18 protein-coding genes are annotated in these 19532 nt (G+C 74.1%); 9 read left to right on the top strand and 9 right to left on the bottom strand.

Going from position 1 to position 19532, the window contains the following annotated elements; all coding sequences use genetic code 11:
- The first annotated feature begins 140 nt into the window (after nt 1-140).
- Complete coding sequence (locus ACFV9Q_RS18985) at nt 141-1559, top strand: glycosyltransferase family 4 protein (protein WP_377235664.1); 1419 nt, start codon at nt 141-143, stop codon at nt 1557-1559.
- Here ACFV9Q_RS18985 and ACFV9Q_RS18980 read toward each other — a convergent pair.
- Complete coding sequence (locus tag ACFV9Q_RS18980) at nt 1525-1974, bottom strand: molybdenum cofactor biosynthesis protein MoaE (RefSeq protein WP_377235670.1); 450 nt, start codon at nt 1972-1974, stop codon at nt 1525-1527. The two genes, ACFV9Q_RS18985 and ACFV9Q_RS18980, sit on opposite strands and share 35 nt — an antisense overlap.
- Nucleotides 1975-2014: 40 nt before the next feature.
- Nucleotides 2015-3298: a gephyrin-like molybdotransferase Glp gene (glp, locus tag ACFV9Q_RS18975; RefSeq protein WP_377235663.1), complete on the bottom strand. Its 1284-nt coding sequence runs from the start codon at nt 3296-3298 to the stop codon at nt 2015-2017.
- A 79-nt stretch (nt 3299-3377) separates the two neighbouring features.
- Between glp and ACFV9Q_RS18970 the strand changes: the two genes are divergently transcribed.
- Nucleotides 3378-4016 carry a hypothetical protein gene (locus ACFV9Q_RS18970; protein ID WP_377235662.1) on the top strand — a complete coding sequence of 213 codons (639 nt, stop codon included), beginning with the start codon at nt 3378-3380 and terminating at the stop codon, nt 4014-4016.
- A 6-nt stretch (nt 4017-4022) separates the two neighbouring features.
- On the opposite strand, the gene ACFV9Q_RS18965 is transcribed toward ACFV9Q_RS18970, so the two are convergent.
- Nucleotides 4023-4511 carry a dsRBD fold-containing protein gene (locus ACFV9Q_RS18965; RefSeq protein WP_377231456.1) on the bottom strand — a complete coding sequence of 163 codons (489 nt, stop codon included), beginning with the start codon at nt 4509-4511 and terminating at the stop codon, nt 4023-4025.
- A gap of 188 nt (nt 4512-4699) precedes the next feature.
- Here ACFV9Q_RS18965 and ACFV9Q_RS18960 point away from each other — a divergent pair, with 188 nt between their 5' ends.
- From ACFV9Q_RS18960 to ACFV9Q_RS18950, 3 genes are all read left to right on the top strand, one after another.
- Nucleotides 4700-5935: an XdhC family protein gene (locus ACFV9Q_RS18960; protein ID WP_377235661.1), complete on the top strand. Its 1236-nt coding sequence runs from the start codon at nt 4700-4702 to the stop codon at nt 5933-5935.
- 249 nt (nt 5936-6184) lie between these two features.
- A complete protein-coding gene (locus ACFV9Q_RS18955; RefSeq protein ID WP_377235660.1) occupies nt 6185-7420 on the top strand; it encodes an FAD-dependent monooxygenase in 1236 nt (411 codons plus the stop codon).
- A 10-nt stretch (nt 7421-7430) separates the two neighbouring features.
- Complete coding sequence (locus ACFV9Q_RS18950; protein ID WP_377235659.1) at nt 7431-8045, top strand: TetR/AcrR family transcriptional regulator; 615 nt, start codon at nt 7431-7433, stop codon at nt 8043-8045.
- On the opposite strand, the gene ACFV9Q_RS18945 is transcribed toward ACFV9Q_RS18950, so the two are convergent.
- Entirely contained in the window at nt 8020-8373 is a 354-nt protein-coding gene (locus tag ACFV9Q_RS18945; RefSeq protein WP_377235658.1) for a VOC family protein, read from the bottom strand. The genes ACFV9Q_RS18950 and ACFV9Q_RS18945 overlap by 26 nt on opposite strands.
- Before the next feature lie 77 nt (nt 8374-8450).
- Between ACFV9Q_RS18945 and ACFV9Q_RS18940 the strand changes: the two genes are divergently transcribed.
- A complete protein-coding gene (locus ACFV9Q_RS18940; protein WP_377235657.1) occupies nt 8451-9449 on the top strand; it encodes a S66 peptidase family protein in 999 nt (332 codons plus the stop codon).
- Between the two features lie 103 nt (nt 9450-9552).
- A complete protein-coding gene (locus ACFV9Q_RS18935; protein ID WP_285102515.1) occupies nt 9553-9972 on the top strand; it encodes an Hsp20/alpha crystallin family protein in 420 nt (139 codons plus the stop codon).
- 167 nt (nt 9973-10139) lie between these two features.
- Here the strand turns inward: ACFV9Q_RS18935 and ACFV9Q_RS18930 are convergent, their stop codons facing one another.
- The 5 genes from ACFV9Q_RS18930 to ACFV9Q_RS18910 are packed head-to-tail and all read right to left on the bottom strand — an operon-like array spanning nt 10140 to nt 16521.
- Nucleotides 10140-11081, bottom strand: a complete 942-nt coding sequence (locus ACFV9Q_RS18930) for an ROK family protein (protein WP_377235656.1) — start codon at nt 11079-11081, stop codon at nt 10140-10142.
- On the bottom strand, nt 11078-12850 hold the full coding sequence (locus ACFV9Q_RS18925; protein ID WP_377235655.1) for a dipeptide ABC transporter ATP-binding protein: 1773 nt from the start codon (nt 12848-12850) through the stop codon (nt 11078-11080). Before ACFV9Q_RS18925 ends, ACFV9Q_RS18930 begins: the two co-directional genes overlap by 4 nt.
- Complete coding sequence (locus tag ACFV9Q_RS18920) at nt 12847-13683, bottom strand: ABC transporter permease (protein WP_377230075.1); 837 nt, start codon at nt 13681-13683, stop codon at nt 12847-12849. The genes ACFV9Q_RS18925 and ACFV9Q_RS18920 overlap by 4 nt, the downstream gene beginning before the upstream one ends.
- Nucleotides 13680-14708 carry an ABC transporter permease gene (locus ACFV9Q_RS18915; protein ID WP_377235654.1) on the bottom strand — a complete coding sequence of 343 codons (1029 nt, stop codon included), beginning with the start codon at nt 14706-14708 and terminating at the stop codon, nt 13680-13682. Before ACFV9Q_RS18915 ends, ACFV9Q_RS18920 begins: the two co-directional genes overlap by 4 nt.
- 1 nt (nt 14709) lies before the next feature.
- On the bottom strand, nt 14710-16521 hold the full coding sequence (locus ACFV9Q_RS18910; RefSeq protein ID WP_377235653.1) for a peptide ABC transporter substrate-binding protein: 1812 nt from the start codon (nt 16519-16521) through the stop codon (nt 14710-14712).
- Nucleotides 16522-16771: 250 nt separating this feature from the next.
- Here ACFV9Q_RS18910 and ACFV9Q_RS18905 point away from each other — a divergent pair, with 250 nt between their 5' ends.
- Together ACFV9Q_RS18905 and ACFV9Q_RS18900 are read left to right on the top strand one after the other, a co-directional pair.
- The gene (locus tag ACFV9Q_RS18905; protein ID WP_377235652.1) at nt 16772-18007 is read left to right on the top strand and encodes an ROK family protein; all 1236 of its coding nucleotides are present in this window, start codon (nt 16772-16774) and stop codon (nt 18005-18007) included.
- Nucleotides 18004-19506 (top strand): M81 family metallopeptidase, encoded by a 1503-nt coding sequence (locus ACFV9Q_RS18900; RefSeq protein WP_377235651.1) that lies wholly within the window; start codon nt 18004-18006, stop codon nt 19504-19506. The genes ACFV9Q_RS18905 and ACFV9Q_RS18900 overlap by 4 nt, the downstream gene beginning before the upstream one ends.
- Nucleotides 19507-19532 lie beyond the last annotated feature (26 nt).

Below are 19532 nucleotides of genomic sequence, written 5' to 3'. Positions count from 1 at the left end.
GCCCTCATACACAGGAACGACGAAAACCGAACTCTTCCCCCCCCCCCCAAACACAACAACCGACTCCCCCCCCCCCCCCCCCTTCCCCCCCCCGCCCCCGGTTGTTCCCCGCGTCCCCCGGAACGTGGTTGAATCGCGCCGTGCTGACAGCGACCGAGCGGCCGCAGCGGATCATGATCGTCACCGACGCCTGGGAACCGCAGGTGAACGGTGTCGCCACGGCGCTCTCGCGCACCGTGGCCGAGCTGCGCCGGATGGGCTGCGCGGTCGAGGTGGTCACGCCGTGGGACGGCTACCGGACGATCCCCCTGATCACCTACTCCGAGATCCGGGTGCCGATCATGGCGCGCGACGACGTGGAGCGGCGCTTCCTGGAGTTCGCGCCCGACGCCGTGCACATCGCCACCGAGGGTCCGCTCGGCTGGTACGCGCGCGCCGTCTGCGACCACTTCGGTTTCCCGTTCACGTCCAGCTACCACACGCAGTTCCCCGAGTACGTGAGCGCGCGCTGGTCGTGGATCCCGCTGTGGGCGGGCTACCGCTACGTGCGCAAGTTCCACGACAAGTCCGGGGCGGTGCTGGTGGCGACGCCGACCATGCGCGAGCAGCTCACCCAGTGGCGCATCCGGAACGTCACGCCGTGGAGCCTGGGCGTGGACACCGAGCAGTTCCACCCCCGCCGTCGGGCCGCCGCCGGGACCGGGACCACTCCGGCCGGGACCACTCCGGCCGGGACCACGGGGACCGGCGTCTACCGCGACCTGCCCGGGCCCGTCTTCCTGTACGTGGGGCGGCTGGCAGTGGAGAAGAACGTCGAGGCGTTCCTCGACCTGGACCTGCCGGGCTCCAAGGTGGTGGTGGGCGACGGCCCGGCCCGCGCCGACCTGGAGGCCGCCCACCCCGGCGCCCACTTCCGGGGCCGCCGCTCGGGCGACGACCTGGCCCAGCACTTCGCCGACGCCGACGTGCTCGTCTTCCCGAGCCGTACCGACACGTTCGGCCTGGTCATCCTGGAGGCCATGGCCTCGGGCACGCCCGTGGCCGGCTTCGACGCGCCGGGTCCCCGCGACCTCATCCCGGGCTCCGGCGCGGGCGCCGTCGACGACGACCTGCGCGCGGCCTGCCTCGCGGCGCTGGCGTGCTCCCGCGAGCAGACGCGCCGGTACGCGGAGCTGTTCTCCTGGCGGGCCTGCGCCGAGGCGTTCTACGACCGGCTCGACGTGCCGCCCCCGCCGGTGCGCGAGCGCATCTGGGTGCGCGGGATGCACCGGCTGCCGAGCCTCGGCCTGACCGGGCTGAGCATGCCGAGCCTGACCGTGCCCAGCCTGACGCTGCCCACTCTTCCGACGCTGCCGAGCCTGTCCAGCCTGAACCTGCCGAGCCTCAACCTGCCCGGCCTGTCGAGGTCCGGCCTGACGAAGCCCAGCCTGACGCTCCCCGGCCGCGTCGCCCGGCTCCCCGAGCTGCTGCCCGCGAGCATCCCGCGCACGGTCGGCCGGGCGGTCACCCGGGTCCGGCGGATCGTTACAGACCGACCCACTCGGACTCGCCGTCCGTGAACTGCTGCTTCTTCCAGATCGGCACCTCGGCCTTGATGCGCTCCACCAGCAGGGAGCACGCCTCGAAGGCCTCCTTGCGGTGCCCGGCCGACGCGGACGCGACGAGCGCGACGTCCCCGACCACGAGGTGCCCGTAGCGGTGCGTCGCGGCGACGCGCAGGCCCGTCTCGGCGGCCACCGCCTGGCACACTTTTTGCAGGACGGCGGTGGCGTCGGGGTGCGCCTCGTAGTCGAGGCTGACCACGTCGCGGCCCCCGTCGTCGTCCCGCACTACGCCGCGGAACGTGACCACGGCGCCGCACTCCGGCGCCGCGACGGCGGCCTCGACCGCGCGCCCGACGGCGTCGTCCAGCACCTCCTGCGTCACGCGCACGACCTCTGCCGGCACCGTTCCTGCCGACCCCGCGTCGTCCATCACGTGCTCCCTCACCGGTCCCTCTCCGTCGGGTGCGGCGTCACAGCGGCCACACGGCCACCTCGGCACCCGGTTCGAGCGTAGTCGCGGCCGCGGGCACGTCGATCAGCACGTCCGCGGCGGCCATCGACGCCACGAGGTGCGAGCCGGGCCCGCCGACGACGGCGACGTGCGGCGGCGTACCCGCCGAGACGCCCGGCCCGGCCGTCCGCACCCGGCGGCCGCGCAGGAGCTGCCGCCGGCCCGCGGGCGAGACCACCGCGTCGTCGAGCACCGCCGACACCCGGTCCACGGGCGGCAGGCCCGCGGCCGCCCGCAGGATCTCCCGGAGGAACACGACGAACGAGACCTGCGCGCTGACCGGGTTGCCGGGGAAGGCGAGCAGCGGCGTGCGGCCGACCCGGCCGAGGCCCTGCGGGCCGCCGGGCTGCATGGCCACGGAGCGGAAGGTGACCTCCGGCAGGGCGTCCTTGACCACCTCGTAGGCGCCCTGGCTCACGCCACCCGTGGTGAGCACCAGGTCGCAGAGCGCCGCCGCGCGCTCCAGGCCGGCGCGCACCGCCTCGGGGTCGTCGGGCAGGGACAGCCGCAGACCCACGCGCCCGCCGGCCGCCCGGACCGCGGCCGCGAGCGCCGGGCCGTTGGCGTCGAAGATCTGGCCGGGGCCGGGCTCGCTCTCCGGCCCGACGAGCTCGCTGCCCGTGGAGACGACCGCGACCGTGACCGGGGCGACGAGCGCGAGGCGGGCGACGCCGCACGCGGCGGCGGCCGCCACGTGGTGGGGTGCGAGCACCGTGCCGATCGGGAGCACGACGGTGCCGGCGGCGACGTCGGACCCGGGCTCCCGGACGAACTCGCCGGCCGCCCGGCCGCGCGCCACCGCGACGCGGTTCGCGGTGGCCGCCGGGGACGGGGGCGCCGCCGGGGCTGTCGCGACCCGGTTGAAGGTGCCGTGGTCGGTGTCCTCGACGGGGACCACGGCGTCCGCGCCGGCGGGGACGGGGGCGCCGGTCATGATCCGTACGGCCGTGCCCGGCGCCAGGGGGGCCGGGTCGCCCGGGGCGGCGGCGACGTCGCCCGCCACAGGCAGCGTGACCGGCGCGTCCGGGGTGGCCGCGGCGACGTCGGCGGCGCGGACCGCGAAGCCGTCCATCTGCGAGTTGCGGAACCGCGGCAGCGGTTCGGGGGCCACGACGTCACGCGCCAGCACGCGGCCCAGCACGTCGCCGTCGAGGGGCACCTCCTCGACGGGCCGCTCGACGAACGCCGCGAGCAGCCCCGCGACGTCGGCCCGGTGCTGTTCCACGTCCACGCGCTCGCTCATGTCCGCAACCTACCCGGCGAGCGGCCCCGGTCGGCGGTTACCCTGGCGCGGGAACCCCCGCCGCACCGGAGGATCGGCCATGTACATCCAGGCGCTGAGCAACAACGGGACCACCCCCGACGGCGCCCTGGTGCGCCGCGAGTCCGAGACCGCGGACGGCCTCCGGGTGCTCGATTCGGTGCTGGCGATGCGCCCGATGCCCGACGTCGTGCTGCGGGCCCGCCACCGCGTGGAGTACGAGGGGGATGTGCGGCGCTGGGTGCGCTGGTCGCACCAGCGCGAGCCGGGCGGTGTGGACGTCGCGTTCGAGCGCGCCGACCTGCCGCCGGGTGTCGGGGACGGCGTGCCCTCGTTCGCCCGGTACCTGCTGGTGCTGGAGCTCGCGACCGTCGGCTCCTGGGTCGAGTACACCCAGCTCGACGACACCGATCCCGCGCGCACGCAGCACGCGCTGCTGGTGCGCACCGACACCCAGCCGCTCGTGCTGCCCGACGGCGTCTCGGTCTCCGCGATGCGCATCGACCAGCTCCTGGACGGCAGCCCCGCGAACGCCTTCTGGTGCGACGAGCACGGCGTGCTGCAGGCCGACTACATCGAGACGTTCCCCGACGGCACCCGGATCACCGGCGTCTCGTGGCGCACCAGCTGGGCGGGCGTGGAGCCGTGGCTCGACCCGGAGGTGCGCGCGGCGCTCGACGCGTCGGGGATCCTGGCGTAGGCCCGGTCACCGGTGCAGGTGCGCCTTGTGCCCGACCGCCGCGGAGACGTCGGCCTCGGCCACGGCGAGCAGGCGGTCCGCGAGCCGGCGGAGCGCCCGGCCGGCGGCTATCTCGTCGCCGATCAGCGGCACCTCGTCGTCGTCGGGTGACTTCCTGGCGTGCCCGACACCGCGCAGGGCGTCGGGCGGACCGTTCATCACGGTGGCCTCCGCCGTCGTGCTGCCCGCGGCCTCGACCACGGTGATCCGCACGTCCCAGGTGAGCGCGCGCCCGCGCCGGGCCTCCGCCCAGGCGCCCGAGCCCGCCTCGACCTGCGCGTCCACGTACGTGTCCCCGCCCGGGTAGACGAGCGTCTCCTCGCCCGTGTCGGACCAGCGCACCCGGTACGGCGGCGATCCGTCGCCATGGGGGCACTCGGTCACCACGCCGTCCCGCACCACGCCGCCGACCACTCCGGAAGCGGTGACGATCCGGTCGCCCACTGCTGCTTTCATGGGGTCCTCCTCGCGTCGTTGCGATCTCCCCATCATCGCCCCGAACCCCGCGACGGGACAGACGTACCGGTTACCTGGGCGACCTCGGCGCGTGACACGGAAGTGAGAACCTGGCAGGAGAAGGGTTCGCGCGGAGGGTTCGCGCTCGCGCGGAGGGTTCGCGCGTTCGCGCGGAGGAGGGAGCCGGGATGCGGGATCTGCTGCCGCAGCTGCTCGACTGGTGGCGCGCCGACGAGCGCGCGGCCGTGGCCACGGTGATGCGCACGTTCCGGTCCGCGCCGCGCGAGCCGGGGGCCGCGATGGCCGTCGGCCCGGGCGGCGAGGCGATCGGGTCGGTGTCCGGCGGGTGCGTCGAGGGCGCCGTGTACGACCTCGGCCTGGAGGTCGCCGAGACCGGCCGTCCCGTGGCGGCCCGCTACGGCGTCACCGACGACGACGCCTTCGACGTGGGCCTGACCTGCGGCGGGACCATCGAGGTCTTCGTCGCTCCCCTGTCCCGGGCGACCTGGCCGGGCTTCGGCTCGTTCGCCCGGCGAGTGCTGAGGGCCTCGTCGCCCGACGGCGGTGGGGCGCCGTCGGGCGTGTGCCTCGCCACGGTCGTGGGGGCGGACGGGGGCGGGGGTGACGGCGGCGGCGGGGCGGCTGCCGGCGACGGCGGGGCGCGGGTCGGTGACGGCGGCGCGCGGGTCGGTGACGGCGGCGCGCTTGGCCGGCACCTGGTCGTTCCCGGGGCCGGCGCGGACGGCCCGGACGGGACCCTCGGGGACCCCGGCCTGGACGCGGCGGTGACCGCGGACGCCGTCGGGCAGGTCGCTGCCGGTGCCTCCGCCCTGCGGGAGTACGGGCCGCACGGCGAGCGCACCGGCACGGGCACGCGGGTGTTCCTCCAGGTGTTCGCGCCGCCGCCGCGGCTACTGGTGTTCGGCGCGATCGACTTCGCGGCGGCGCTGGCGCGGGCCGGCCGGCTGCTCGGGTACCGGGTCACGGTCTGCGACGCCCGCCCGGTGTTCGCCACGCCGGCCCGCTTCCCGGAGGCCGACGAGGTGGTGACCGAGTGGCCGCACCGGTACCTGGCCGCCGAGATCGCGGCTGGCTGCGTCTCCGCGCGCGACGCCGTCTGCGTGCTCACCCATGACGCCAAGTTCGACGTGCCCCTGCTGCACACGGCGCTCACCGACCTGCCGGACGGCACATACGTGGGCGCCATGGGCTCCCGCCGGGCGCACGCCGAGCGTGCGGCCCGCCTGGTCGAGGACGGCGTCCCGCGCGCCGCGCTGAACCGGCTGCACAGCCCGATCGGGCTGGACCTGGGCGCGCGCACGCCGGACGAGACCGCCGTGTCGATCGTCGCCGAGCTGATCGCGGCCCGCTCGGGCGCCACGGCCCGTCCCCTGCGCGAGACGGACGGCCCGATCCACGGCTGAGGCCGCAACGGCGGCCTGAACGGCCCCGCTCGGCTGGTCCTGCTCGGCTGGTCCTGCTGGCAGGCCATGCCTAACCGACCCCGCTCGACCGACCCATTCGGCCGACGGCGCTCGGCCGATCGCGCTCGCATGATCGCGCTCGCACGGCCCCCGGTGTCCTGGGTCACAGCCGCGCCCTCTTCCATAATTACGACAGGTTGTCGTAACTTCTTCTTGCGACAAGTTGTCGCAACTTGGGGAGGAGCTCCGATGACACAACAGGACAGGCGCGCGCTCGTGGTGGGCCTCGGGATCGCCGGCATCGCGACGGCGATCGGGCTGCGCCGGGCGGGCTGGGAGCCCGTCGTCGTCGAACGCTCCCCCGAGCGGCGCACCGGCGGGTACTTCGTCGGGATCTTCCCGGACGGCAAGACGGCCCTCGCGGACCTGGGCGCGACCGACAACCTGCACGTGCGCAACCCCGTCGACGGCAAGGACTGGACCGTGAGCCGGTCCGGCCGGGCCCGGCCCGGCGCCGGGTTCCTCGACCGCCCGGGCGGCCCCTACGCGGTGGTGCGCGGGGACATCGAGGACGCGCTGTGGCGCACCCTCGACGACCTCGGCGGGGCGGAGGTCCGGTTCGGCACCCGCCCTGTCGGCATCGAGCAGACCCCGGACGCGGCGCGGGTCCGCCTGCTGCACGAGCCCACCGGGGCCGAGTCCGTGGAGGAGTTCGCCCTGGTCGTGGGCGCCGACGGCGTCCGCTCGGGCGTCCGCAGGCTGGCATTCGGACCGGACGAGGACTACCTGGACCAGTGGGCGGCCATCATCTGCGCCTTCGAGCTGGACGAGCAGGTGCCCGGGCTCGGGCCCGAGGACGGCAGCATCGACGCGCGCTCCCGCCGGGCGGCCTGGGTCTTCGGGTTCGCCGACCGCACCCCCACCGCGCTGCTGACCTACCGCACCCAGGACGTGGACGCGCAGTTCACCCGGCCGCCGGCCGAGACCCTGCGTGAGGTCTACGCGGGCATGGACCACCCGTCCGTTGCCCACGTCCTGGACCAGCTGGAGAAGGCCCCGCACTTCCTGTTCGACTCGGTCAACCAGGTGAAGATGCCGTCCTGGCGCTCCGGCCGGGTCGTCCTCGTCGGGGACGCGGCCTGGTGCCTGAACCTCTACTCCGGCATGGGCTCCAGCATGGCGATGCGCGGCGGCGCCGACCTGGGCCAGGCCCTGCGCGAGCACCCCGAGGACCTGCACGCCGCGCTGGCCGCCTGGGAGGCGGGCCTCCGCCCCACGATCACCGGCCACCAGCGCCGCGCCCGGCTCATGCAGCAGCTCTTCGTCCCCTCGGGGCCGGTCGCCGAGCGTGTGCGCGCCGTGGTCCTGGCGGGCCTCGGCGCCGTCGGACGCCTCACGAACCGCAAGACCGCGCGCGGCGCGGAGGCGGGCGGGACCCCGGCGGGCGGCGCAAAGGCCACGGCCGACGCCGGCGCGGGCAGGTGATACTGGGCGCATGCCACGGATCAAGGGCCCCACGTTCCAGGCCCACCACGAGCAGGTCTGGTCCGACCTGACCGAGGCGATGGGGGCCCTGCTCGCCGAGCGCGGCTACGACGGCTTCAACCTCGGGCACGTGGCCGCCCGCGCGGGGATCGCCCGCAACACGATCTACAACTACGCCAAGGACAAGACGGCGCTGGCCGCCAAGATCGCCCAGCACGCCAGCCGCGACATCCTGGCCCGGATCGACGAGATCGCCGCGGGGCCCGAACCGGCCCCGCGGCGCCTGGCGCAGATCGTGGACACGCTGATGCGCTCCTTCGACACCCCGGCGGTGCGCCTGATGCTGCACTCGCCCGCCACGGCGATGCCGCAGGACGTGCTGGAGCACCCGGAGGGCCCCTTCGCCCAGGTCGCCGCCGCCGTGGAGCAGGTCCTGCGCGACGGCGTCGACGAGGGCACCTTCCGCCCCGTCGGCGACGTCGCGCTCACCACGCACCTGCTGAGCGGCATCGTGCGCGCGGGCGCCGAACGCACGGCCTCCGGCGCGGACATCGAGCAGATCCTGCCGGCCGTCACGGACCTTCTGCTGGCCGCCCTCCTCAGTCCGGGTGGTGCACCACGTTGATCACGTTGCCGTCCGGCGCCCGGACGAGGAACCGGCGCACGCCCCAGGACTCCTGGGTCAGCGGGTGCACGATCTCGTAGCCGAGCCGCCTGGCCTCCTCGTACGCGGCGTCGACGTCGGGCGTGTGGACCGAGACGACCGCGTCCTCGGGCGAGGTCGCGTCGCGGGTGACGAGCTGGACGATCGCCCCCGTCTCGGGCGAGGTGCACCGGGCCACCCAGCCCAGGTCGAACTCCTCGGTGCTCAGCCCGAGGTAGCCGGTGTAGAAGTCCTTCGCTGCCGCCACGTCGGCCACCCGAAGGTTGGGCATGATGTGTGTCGCGCGCACGGCGTCCTCCAGTTCGCGGGAGATCTGTTCGCAGAAATCCGGGGCCGACGACGGCGGCGCCGTCCTAGGCTGCGGTCATGTCAGCGCACGCAACCATCGTCCCGCCCCGGCTCCGCTCCGGCGACACCGTCCGCGTCATCGCTCCCGCCAGGTCGCGGGCGATGGTCATGGAGCACGACAACACCCGCTGGATCGACGAGCGGTTCGCCGCCATGGGACTCACGCTGACGTTCGGCGAGCACGTCGACGAGGACGACCAGTTCCGCAGCTCCTCGATCGAGCACCGCGTCGCCGACCTGCACGCCGCGTTCGCCGACCCCTCGGTCGCCGGCATCCTCACGGTCATCGGCGGGTTCAACAGCAACGAGCTGCTCCCCTACCTCGACTTCGACCTGATCGCCGCGCACCCCAAGGTGTTCTGCGGCTACTCGGACATCACGGCGCTGCAGAACGCGATCCTCGCCCGCACGGGCCTGATCACCTATTCCGGCCCGCACTGGTCGAGCTGGGGCATGCGCGACCACTTCGAGCCCACCGGCGACTGGTTCCGCGCCGCGGTGACCGACGACGCCCCGATCGCCGTCGAGCCCTCCGCGGCCTGGACGGACGACCTCTGGTTCCTCGACCAGGACGCCCGCACCCCCGTGACCAACGAGGGCTGGTGGCGGCTGCGCCCGGGGCAGGCGTCGGGCCGGATCGTGGGCGGCAACCTCTGCACCCTCAACCTGCTCCAGGGCACCGCGAACATGCCGTCGCTCGACGGCGCGCTGCTCTTCGTGGAGGACGACTTCGAGTCCAACACGGTCGCCTTCGCGCGCAACCTCACCTCCCTGCTCCAGCTGCCCGACGCCGCCGGGGTGACCGGCCTGGTGGTCGGCCGGTTCCAGGCCGCCACGGGCATGACGCGTGCGGCGCTCGACGAGATCGTCGCGCGCCAACCCGCGCTGGCCGGCAAGCCGGTGCTGGCGGGCGTCGACCTCGGGCACACCAGCCCGTTGCTCACGATCCCGGTCGGCGGCACGGCCGACGTCGTCGTGGGCCCGGACGACGCGAGCCTGACGATCACCAGCCACTGACACGGGGCGCGGGAGGGGCCACGTCCGCCGTCGGCGAACCCGGAAATTGAGTCGGGTCGACTCAGGTTGTACCCGTCATCAGACCCGTCCGGAGGAGGACATCATGACCACCGTTCTTACCCGTTCCCCGTTCGCCAGCACCTGGCTGCGCGAGCCGTGGAGCCAGCAGCTCGGCGTCTCCGAGGGCGTCGTGCCCGCGGCCGACGTCTACCGTGAGGGCGAGGACCTCGTCGCCCGTCTCGACCTGCCGGGCGTGAACCCGGCCGACGACATCACCGTCGAGGTCGAGGGCCGCAAGCTCGTCGTCCGCGGCGAGCGCAAGGACCAGCGCTCGGAGGAGTCCGAGGGCCGCCGTATCTCGGAGGTCCGCTTCGGTTCCTTCCGCCGCGTCGTCACGCTGCCCAAGGCCGTGGACGGCGACGTCGTCCGCGCGTCCTACGACGCGGGCGTGCTGACGGTCACCGTGCCGGGCGTCTTCGCCGGCACCACGCCGCAGCGCATCGAGGTCACCACCGCCGCCTGATCCCCCCAGGCAGCCACCCGACGGCGCCCGACCGCTCACCGCGGCCGGGCGCCGTCCGTGTGTGTGGGGCAACCGACCGAACTCACCGAGATCGGTCCCCTGCGTTGAGATCGGTCCATCGCTGGACCGATCTCAACGCAACGGACCGATGTCATGTGCGCCGCCCGCTAGGGCCGGGCGAGCGCCGCCGCGCCCACCACCGTCGCGTCGCCGCCCAGGACGGCACGACGCACCTCGACCGTGTGCCCCGAGACCGGCGGCTCGTCGTCCAGCCGGGCCCGGATCGCGGGTTCCAGCAGGTCCCAGGCGTGGGCCAACCCGCCGCCCACCACCACGTGCCCGACGTCGAGCAGCGCCGCGAGCACCAGCACCGCCGACCCGACCGCGAGGCCGGCGTCGGCGAGCACCCGGAGCGCCGCCTCGTCGCCGGCCCGCGCGCGGGCCTCGATCTCCGCGGCACGGACGCCGCCCGGCCCCCCGCCGTCCGGTCCACCGCCGTCCGCCGCGGCCGAGCCCGCCCCGACCACCTCCGCGTACCGCCGCTCCACCGACCGTCCGGACGCGAGCGTCTCCAGGTGCCCCCGCTGCCCGCAGGTGCACCGCGCGTCGCCGAACCCGGGCATGTGGCCGATCTCCCCGGCCGCGCCCGCGCCGCGGTACAGCGTGCCGTCCAGCCACAGCGCTCCCCCGACGCCGGTCCCGAGCGCGATGCCCGCGGCCGACCGGACGCCGCGGACGGCGCCCCAGGTCGCCTCGCCCACGAGGAACGAGTCGACGTCGTTCGCGACGGTCACCGGCAGCCCGGTCCGGGCGGCGAGCCCCGAGCGCAGGTTCGTGCCCACCCAGTCCACGAAGGAGTCGCTCGCCGCGAGCACCTCGCCCGTCACCGGGTCGACGACGCCCGCCGCCCCGACCCCGACGGCGGCCACCGGCACACCCGCCGACGCCGTCGCGCGCGCCACCAGGTCGGCCGCGACGTCGAGCATCGCCGCGCCGCCCGACGGCGTGGGCGCGGTCGCGGAGGCGAGCACCTCGCCGTCGGGCGTGACGACGGCGGCCTTGATCTTGGTGCCCCCGATGTCGACGCCGGCCGTGGGCCGGTCCGTCATCGGGCGGCACCGGCGGCCGGGGCGACGTCCTCGGCGGAGGCCAGCCGCAGCCGCGCCGCGCGCCGTGCCCGCTGCGCCACCGGGTCCGGCGTCGGCACCGAGGCCAGCAGCTCCGCGGTGTACAGCTCGCGGGGCGCGCTGAACACCTCCGCCGTCGCGCCGCTCTCCACGAGGCGGCCCGAGCGCAGCACGGCCACGCGGTCGGTCAGCTCGTGCACCACGCCCAGGTCGTGGCTGATGAACAGGCAGCCGAACCCCAGCTCCGCGTGCAGGTCGCGCAGCACCTGCAGCACCTCGGCCTGCACGGACACGTCCAGCGCACTCGTCGGCTCGTCGGCCACCAGCAGGCGGGGGCGCAGCGCGAGCGCGCGGGCGAGCCCGATGCGCTGCCGCTGCCCGCCGGAGAACTCGTGCGGATAGCGCCGCTCGGCGCCCGCGGGCAGCCGGACGGCGTCCAGCAGCTCCCGCACCCGCGCCCGCTTCTCGGCCGGGGACAGCCGCCGCCCGTCCCGGCCGTGGATCGCCAGCGGCTCCGCGATCGACTCGCCCACCAGCCGGCGCGGGTCGAGCGACCCGCCCGGGTCCTGGAACACGACGCCGACGTCGGCCAGCAGGCGCCGGCGCGCCCGGCCGCGCGCCCGGGCGACGGACGTCCCGAGCAGCAGCACCTCGCCCTCGGACGGCGCGAGCAGGCCCAGGCAGGCCCGGCCCGCCGTCGACTTGCCCGAGCCGGACTCGCCGACCAGGCCCAGCATCTCGCCCGCGCGCACGGTGAGGTCGAGGCGCTCGACGGCGCGCACGTGGCGGCCCTGCACCCGGTAGTCGAGGCTGACGCCGCGCAGGTCGAGCACGACCTCGCGGTCGTCGTCCGGGCCTTCGGCCGGCCGCCCGGCAGGAGCCGCGCCGACCGCCGCAGCCCCGGCAGAACCGGCACCGACAGACCCGGCACCCACGGCAACCACGCTCGCCGGCGGCGCCGCCGGCACCGCGTCCAGCAGCGCCCGCGTGTACTCGTGCGCGGGGGCGAGCAGCACCTGCTCCACCGGCCCGTGCTCCACGATCCGGCCGCCGCTCATCACGGCCACCTCGTCGGCGAGGTCGGCCACCACGCCCATGTTGTGCGTGACCAGCAACAACGCCGTGTCGTGCTGCGCCACCAGCTCGCGCAGCAGGTCGAGGATCCCGGCCTGCACCGTCACGTCGAGCGCCGTGGTCGGCTCGTCCGCGACGATCAGCCGCGGCTTGCAGGCCAGCGCGATGGCGATGACGACACGCTGCCGTTGCCCGCCGGACAGCTCGTGCGGGTACTGCCCCGCCCGCCGCTCGGGCTCGGGGATGCCCACCGACCGCAGCAGCTCCACGGCCCGCTCGCGGGCGACGGCGCGCGGCACGCGCTCGTGGTTCAGCACCGCCTCGGCGACCTGGTCGCCCAGGGTCATGGTCAGGTTGAGCGCCGTCATCGGCTCCTGGAACACCATGGACGCCACGCGGCCGCGCAGGTCCACGAGCTGGTCCTCGGGCGTGGTGACGACGTCGCGCAGGCCGTCGCCGTCGGCCAGCTCGACCGAACCCGTGACGCGCGCCGTCCCGGGCAGGAGGCCCAGGACGGACAGCGAGGTGACGCTCTTGCCGGAACCGGACTCGCCCACCAGCGCCACCACCCGGCCGCGCCGTACCTCCAGGTCGATGCCGCGAACCGCGGGCACGTCCCCGGAGTCGGTGGAGAAGGTGACGTTCAGGTCCGCGATGCGCAGGACGACGTCGCTCATGCGGTCCTCCCCTTCACGTCGACGACGTCCCGCAGCCCGTCGCCCACGAAGTTCAGGGCGCAGACCACGATCACGATCGCGAGGCCCGGCGGCAGGATGAGCCACCACGCGCCCTGGTAGATGTAGTTGATGCCGTCGTTGAGCATGGCGCCCCAGTCGGTCGTGGGCGGCTGGACGCCCATCCCGAGAAAGCTGATGTAGGCGACGAGCAGGATGGCGTCGGCCACCTGGAAGGTCGCGTTGACGACCACGGTGCCCACGGTGTTGGGGATGACGTGGGTCAGCACGGTGCGGCGGTGCGTGGCACCCATCGCGCGGGCCGCCACCACGTAGTCGCGTGTGCGGACCGACAGGGCCTCCGCCCGGATGAGCCGGGCCGGGACCAGCCAGGACACCAGGCCCAGCACCACGATCATCATGCCGACCGTCGGCCGCACGATGGTCGAGAGCACCAGCAGCAGGAAGATCGCGGGGATGGCGATCCCGGCGTCGACCACGCGCATCATGACGGCGTCCACGACGCCGCCCACGTACCCGGCCACGGCGCCCCAGAGGGTGCCGACGACGGTCGCGAGCGCCCCGGCCAGCACGCCGACCAGGAGCGACACCCGGCCGGCCACCATGAGCCGGCCCAGGTTGTCGTAGCCGAGCGCGTCGGTGCCGAGCGGGTGCCCGTCGACGCCGGGCGGCAGGTTGGCGGCGCCGAGGTCGGTCGCGACCTGCTCCGTGGGGTACACGAGCGGGCCGATCAGCACGAACAGCACCAGCACGGCGAGCGCCACGGCGCCCACCATCGCGAGCCGGTTGCGGGCGAACCTCCGCAGCCCCGTCATCGCAGACCTCCTCGGGTGCGCGGGTCCAGGAGGGCCTGGAGCAGGTCGGCCAGCAGCGAGCCGACGACGGTGGCGACCGAGATGACGAGCACGCAGCCCAGCAGCACCGGGAAGTCGCTGCTCTGCGCGGCGCTCCAGAACAGCAGGCCCATGCCCGGGTAGTTGAAGAGCTGCTCCACGACGAGCGCGCCGCCGAACATGACGGGCAGGTAGTAGCCGAGCATCGCGACGACCGGCGTGAGCGAGTTGCGCAGCACGTGCCGCAGCACGACGCGCCGGTAGGCGGTGCCCTTGGCGCGGGCGGTGCGCACGTAGTCCTCGCCCAGGTTGTCGAGGGTCGAGGACCGCATGTAGCGGCTGAACGTCGCCACGATCGGCACGGCGCCCGTCAGCACGGGCAGCACCAGCCCGGCGGGCTGCGCCAGCACCTCGGCGATCCCGGTGCCCTGTGGCGCCGCCGCGGGGAACAGCCCGGCGTTCTGGCTGAGCAGCAGGATCAGGAGCATCCCGAGGAAGAACGTGGGGGTCGAGTAGGCGACGATCGCCAGCGTGGACAGCCAGTAGTCGACGGCGCGGTTGCGGCGCACGGCCTGGTAGATGCCGGCCGGGACGGCGATCAGCACCGCGACGACCAGCGAGAGCCCGGTCAGCAGCAGCGTCTTGGGCAGCCGCAGCGCGATCGCGTCGGAGACCGACTGGTTGAGCAGGTACGACTCGCCGAGGTCGCCCGTGAGCGAGCGCCCCAGGAACGAGAGGTACTGGAGCACCACGGGCTGGTCCAGGCCGTTGGCGGCCTCGAAGGCCGCGATCTGCTCGGGGGTGGCCTGCTGGCCGAGGACGCCGCGGGCGGGACCGCCCGGCAGCGCGTGCAGCAGCGCGAACACGATCACGCTGACCACGAGGATCACGGCGAGCGCCTGGAGCACGCGGCGGATCAGGAAGCGGCCGAAGCCGCCGCGGGACGCCCGGGTGGGCGTCGCCACGGCGACCTCGGCCCCGCTCTGCGCGGGGATGGCTGTCGTCATGTCAGCCGGCCCAGCTCCAGCGCTGCGGGTGGAAGCTGGCGAGCGGGTCCTGCGTGGTGCCCTCCAGCCCGTCCTTGATCACGGAGACCTGGTAGACGGGGTTCGGCAGCCACATGACCGGCAGGTTCTCGGCGCCGAACTTCGAGTACTCCTGCATGACGGAGGCGTCGGTGCTCTCGGTGGAGTCGTGCATGAGGGTGTCGAACGCGTCGTCCGAGTACGAGCCGAAGTTCGACGCGGCACCCGTGCCGAACACGCGCTCGCCGCTCGGGTAGCCGCCGAAGTACCAGCTGCCGGCGGTGCCGAAGAACGGCAGCTCCCAGTCGCAGTCCGCCTGGTCGGCGGTGCACGGGGCGATGGAGGACAGCACCGTGTTCAGCGGCGCCGACTCGATGGTGACGGAGACGCCGGCCTGGTCGAAGGTCGACTTGATCTCGGCGAACATGTTGTCGGTCTCGGCCGAGCCGCTCTGCGTCAGGATCGTGATCGCCAGCTTCTGGCCCTTCTCGACGTCCTTGCCGCACTCGTCGTCGCCGTCGCCCGGCTTGGTGCACTCCAGCACGCCGTCGGACCCCGCGGTCCAGCCGTGGTCGGCCAGCAGCGCGGCCGCCGCCTCGGGGTCGAACGGGTACGGGTTCGTCTTCTGCTCCTCGGAGAGGAAGTCGCTCTCGGGGTTCTGCGGCACGGGGCCGTAGCCGGGCAGAGCGGCACCCTTCCAGATGACGTCGGAGATCTGCTCCTGGTCCACGAGGTGCTGCAGCGCCTGGCGCACGTAGAGCTGGCGGTAGACCGGACCGAGCTCGGGGTGGTTGAAGTTGTACGGCAGGTAGGTGATGGACCAGCCCGCCCACGGCTCGACGGCGTAGCCGAGCGACTCGTACTGCTCCGGCGCGTCCAGGCCGGTGGTCGGGATGTACCCGTAGTCGACGGCGCCGGACCGCACCGCGTTCACCTCGGCGTCGGTGGACGTGTACGGCAGCAGGTTGACGGTGTCGATCGAGGCGGCGTCGTCGCCGTCGTACTTCTCGTTCTTCGTCAGCTCGACCTGGCCGCTGTCCGTGAACCCGGTCAGGGAGTACGGGCCGTTGATGGTCTGCCACAGCGGGTTGGACTCGTAGGTGCCCAGGTCCTCGCTCTGCGTCACGAGGTAGTCGAAGATCGCCTTGGCGCCCTTCTCCGTCTCGGCGAGCGCGGGGTCGGGCTCCTCGTCGTCGGCGGTCTTGGCCCAGGCGTGGGCGGGCAGCGGCACCACGAGCGTGAGCTGGGAGGCCTGCAGCCACTCCGGGTTGTAGACCTTGTCGAAGGTGAGCTCGACGGTCTTCTCGTCGGGTGTGGCCACCTCGGTGACGTTGTCGGGCATGCGGCCCTCGGAGTAGCTGGCCCAGACGTCCGTGTTCGCCTTGACGAGGTCGAACCAGAACTTCACGTCCGCCGAGGTGACGGGCTCGCCGTCGCTCCAGGTGCGGTCGTCATCGAGGGTGATCGTCACGGTGCGGGAGTCGTCGGAGAAGGTGATCTCGTCGGCGAGATCGGCGCTGGCCACGCGCCCCACCTCGCCCTCGGAGCCGTCGTAGGCCACGAGCGGCTCCCAGAGGGTGCGCATGATGGCGGAGTTGTGGGTGGCGAGCTTGCCCGCGATGCCCAGCGGCACGATCCAGTTGGGGGTCGCGTTGGCGGGCAGGGCGTAGTTCACGTCGGTTCGGGCGGCGGACGTGTCCGCACCGGAGGACGTCGAGCATCCGGCGAGGAGGGCGACGGCGGCGGCCGCGCCGACGGCCAGCCGTGCGGCCCGTCCGGCATGCGTGGTGCGCATCTGGGTCTCCTTGGTCTGCGGGGCTGACGACGTACTTGTTTCGTCAGCCGAATAATAGAGCACCGTAGACGTACTAAGTTTCCCGGATCTATGCGAAAGCCGTAACAAGACTGTTAATTCGGCGCCGCAAAAAGGCAGGCCTGCCCGGATCAGCGCGAACGTGGTGCAGACTCGTGCCCGGAACTTGTTCCACTCATCGAAATAAGTTCTGCATCACGCCAGCGTTCCGCACCCAGCCTGGAGGAGGCCCGTGCCCCAGCCCACGCGTCCCCGAGCCGCCGCCCCGCGGCTCGAGCGGGAGATCCTCGTGCTCGTGTCCAGCGGCCGCGCCCGCTCCCGCAAGGAGATCGCCGAGTCGCTCGGCATCGCGCCGTCCACCGTCTCGCAACGGGTGCAGGCGATGCTCGCCGCGGGCGCCCTGGAGGAGACCGGCGAGGGCGAGTCCAGCGGCGGACGGCGTCCCCGCGCCCTGCGCGTGCCCGGCAGCACGGGCTATCTCGGCGTGGTCGACGTGGGCGGCACCCACGCCCGGCTCGGCATCCTGCGGCACGGCGGCGAGCTCGCCACGACCACGGAGGTCGCCCTCGCGATCGCGGACGGCCCCGAGCCGGTCCTGACGCAGGTCACGGCCGCGCTGCGCGAGCTCGCCGGCGCCGCGCCCGACGGCGGCCGCCTGCTCGGCGTCGGCATCTCCCTGCCGGGGCCGGTCGACGTCGCCCAGCGCGCCCTGGACAGCCCGTCGCGCATGCCGGGCTGGTCGGGGTTCGACGTCGGCTCCTGGCTGGAGGACGCGCTCGGCGTGCCCGCCGTGGTCGAGAACGACGCCAACGCGATGGCCGTCGGCGAGCACTTCGGGCATGCCCGCCGCACGCGGCACTCGGTCTCCGTCAAGGCGGGCAGCGCGATCGGGGCCGGGATCCTGGTCGACGACCGCCTCTACCGCGGCGCGGGCGGCGCGGCCGGCGACATCACGCACACCCGCATCCCCGCCGGCGGCGACACCCCCTGCACGTGCGGCAACCGCGGCTGCCTGGAGACCGTGGCCTCCGGCGCCGCCCTGGTGCGGCTGATCAACGAGCAGGGATACGACGTCGCGGGGACCGCCGACGTCCTCGCCCTGGTGCGTGACGCCGAACCCGTCGCGACCACGCTGACCCGGACCGCTGGCCGGCACCTCGGCGCGGCGCTGTGCACGGTCGTCAACTTCTTCAACCCCGGCGCCGTGTACCTGGGCGGCGCGCTGTCGACGCTGGAACCGTTCGTCTCGGCGATCCGCAGCCAGATCTACGAGGGCGCCCACCCCCTGATGACCCGCGACCTCGTGATCGCGCCGTCCGGGCTGGGCGCCGACGCGAACCTCGTGGGCGTGGGCCGCCTGCTGGAGGACGCGCTCGTGCCGCACGCCTTCGCCACCACGCCGTCTCCCGCACCGTCCACTGCCCCCTCCACAGCGTCGTCCACAACAGCGTCGGAAGGACCACGATGACCAACCCCCGCCCGCGGGTCGCGATCGCCGGCATGTCGATCGAGTCCAGCACGTTCTCCCCGCACCGTTCAGGGTGGGAGGCCTTCACCCTGCGCCGCGGCGACGAGCTCGTGAAGCACTACCCGTTCCTCGCCGACGGCGCTCCCCTGCGCGACGCCGCCGAGTGGACCGGCGTGCTGCACGCCCGGTCGCTGCCCGGCGGCGCCGTGCCCGCCGAGGTCTACGAGTCGGTGCGCGACGAGATCGTCGCGACCCTGCGCGACCAGCAGGCGGAGCGCGGGCCGTACGACGGCCTGCTGCTCGACATCCACGGCGCGATGACCGTGGTGGGCCGGGACGACGCCGAGTCCGACCTCGCGGCGGCGGTGCGCGCCGTCGTCTGCCCCGGGACGCTGATCAGCACCACGATGGACCTGCACGGCAACGTGCCGCGCGAGCTGGCCCAGGCCTCCGACCTGATCACCTGCTACCGCATGGCTCCGCACGAGGACGCCTGGGAGACCCGCGAGCGGGCCGCCGCGAACCTGCTCGACCGGCTCCGGTCCGGGGGCGCGCCCAAGAAGGCGTGGGTCCAGGTGCCGGTGCTGCTGCCCGGCGAGAAGACCAGCACCCGCATCGAGCCCGCGGCGTCCATCTACGCCGACGTCGCCCGCGTGGCCGGCCTGCCCGGCGTGCTCGACGCCGCGCTCTGGGTCGGGTACGCGTGGGCCGACGAGCCGAGCTGCCGGGCCGCCGTCGTCGTCACGGGCGACGACGAGGAGGTGATCGTGCGCGAGGCCGAGCAGCTCGCCCGGCAGTACTGGGACGCGCGCGACGACTTCGCGTTCGTCGCCCCCGCCGCCCCGTACGACCAGTGCGTGGCGACGGCCCTGGCGAGCGAGGCGCGGCCGTACTTCCTGTCTGACTCGGGCGACAACCCGACCGCGGGCGGCGCGGGCGACGTCACCTGGACGCTCGCGCGTCTGCTCGCGGAACCGGCCTTCGCCGCCGCGCCCGAGGACGGCGGCCGCACCGCGATCTACGCCTCCCTGCCCGACGCCGAGGCGGCACGCACGGTGGCCGCCGCCTTCGCCGCGGACGGGCCGGGCGCGGCGGTCGACGTCGAGGCCGGCGCACGGGTCGACGACGGCCCGCACGGGCCGGTCCGCCTGACGGGCGTGGTCGAGCACGTGAGCGAGGGCGACCCCGACGCCGGCATCGTCGCCGTCGTGCGCGTGGGCGGGCTGCGCGTGATCCTCACGGAGCGGCGCAAGCCGTACCACCTGGAGAGCGACTTCACGACGATCGGGCTGGACCCGCGGGGCACCGACGTCGTCGTGGTGAAGATCGGCTACCTGGAGCCCGAGCTGTACGACATGGCGGCCGACTGGATGCTCATGCTCACCCCGGGCGGCGTCGACCAGGACCTCCTCCGCCTGGGCCACCACCGTCTGACGAACCCGACCCACCCGTTCCACACCTTCGAGTCGGAGCCGGACCTCCGCCCCGAACTCCTCTGAACCGCTGAGTGCGGGCTATCTGTTGC

This window comes from Promicromonospora sp. NPDC059942, assembly GCF_042731755.1.
GTDB lineage: Bacteria > Actinomycetota > Actinomycetes > Actinomycetales > Cellulomonadaceae > Promicromonospora.
The sequence above is the reverse complement of the archived record's forward strand: the minus strand, read 5'-3'. Positions and strand labels throughout refer to the sequence as shown.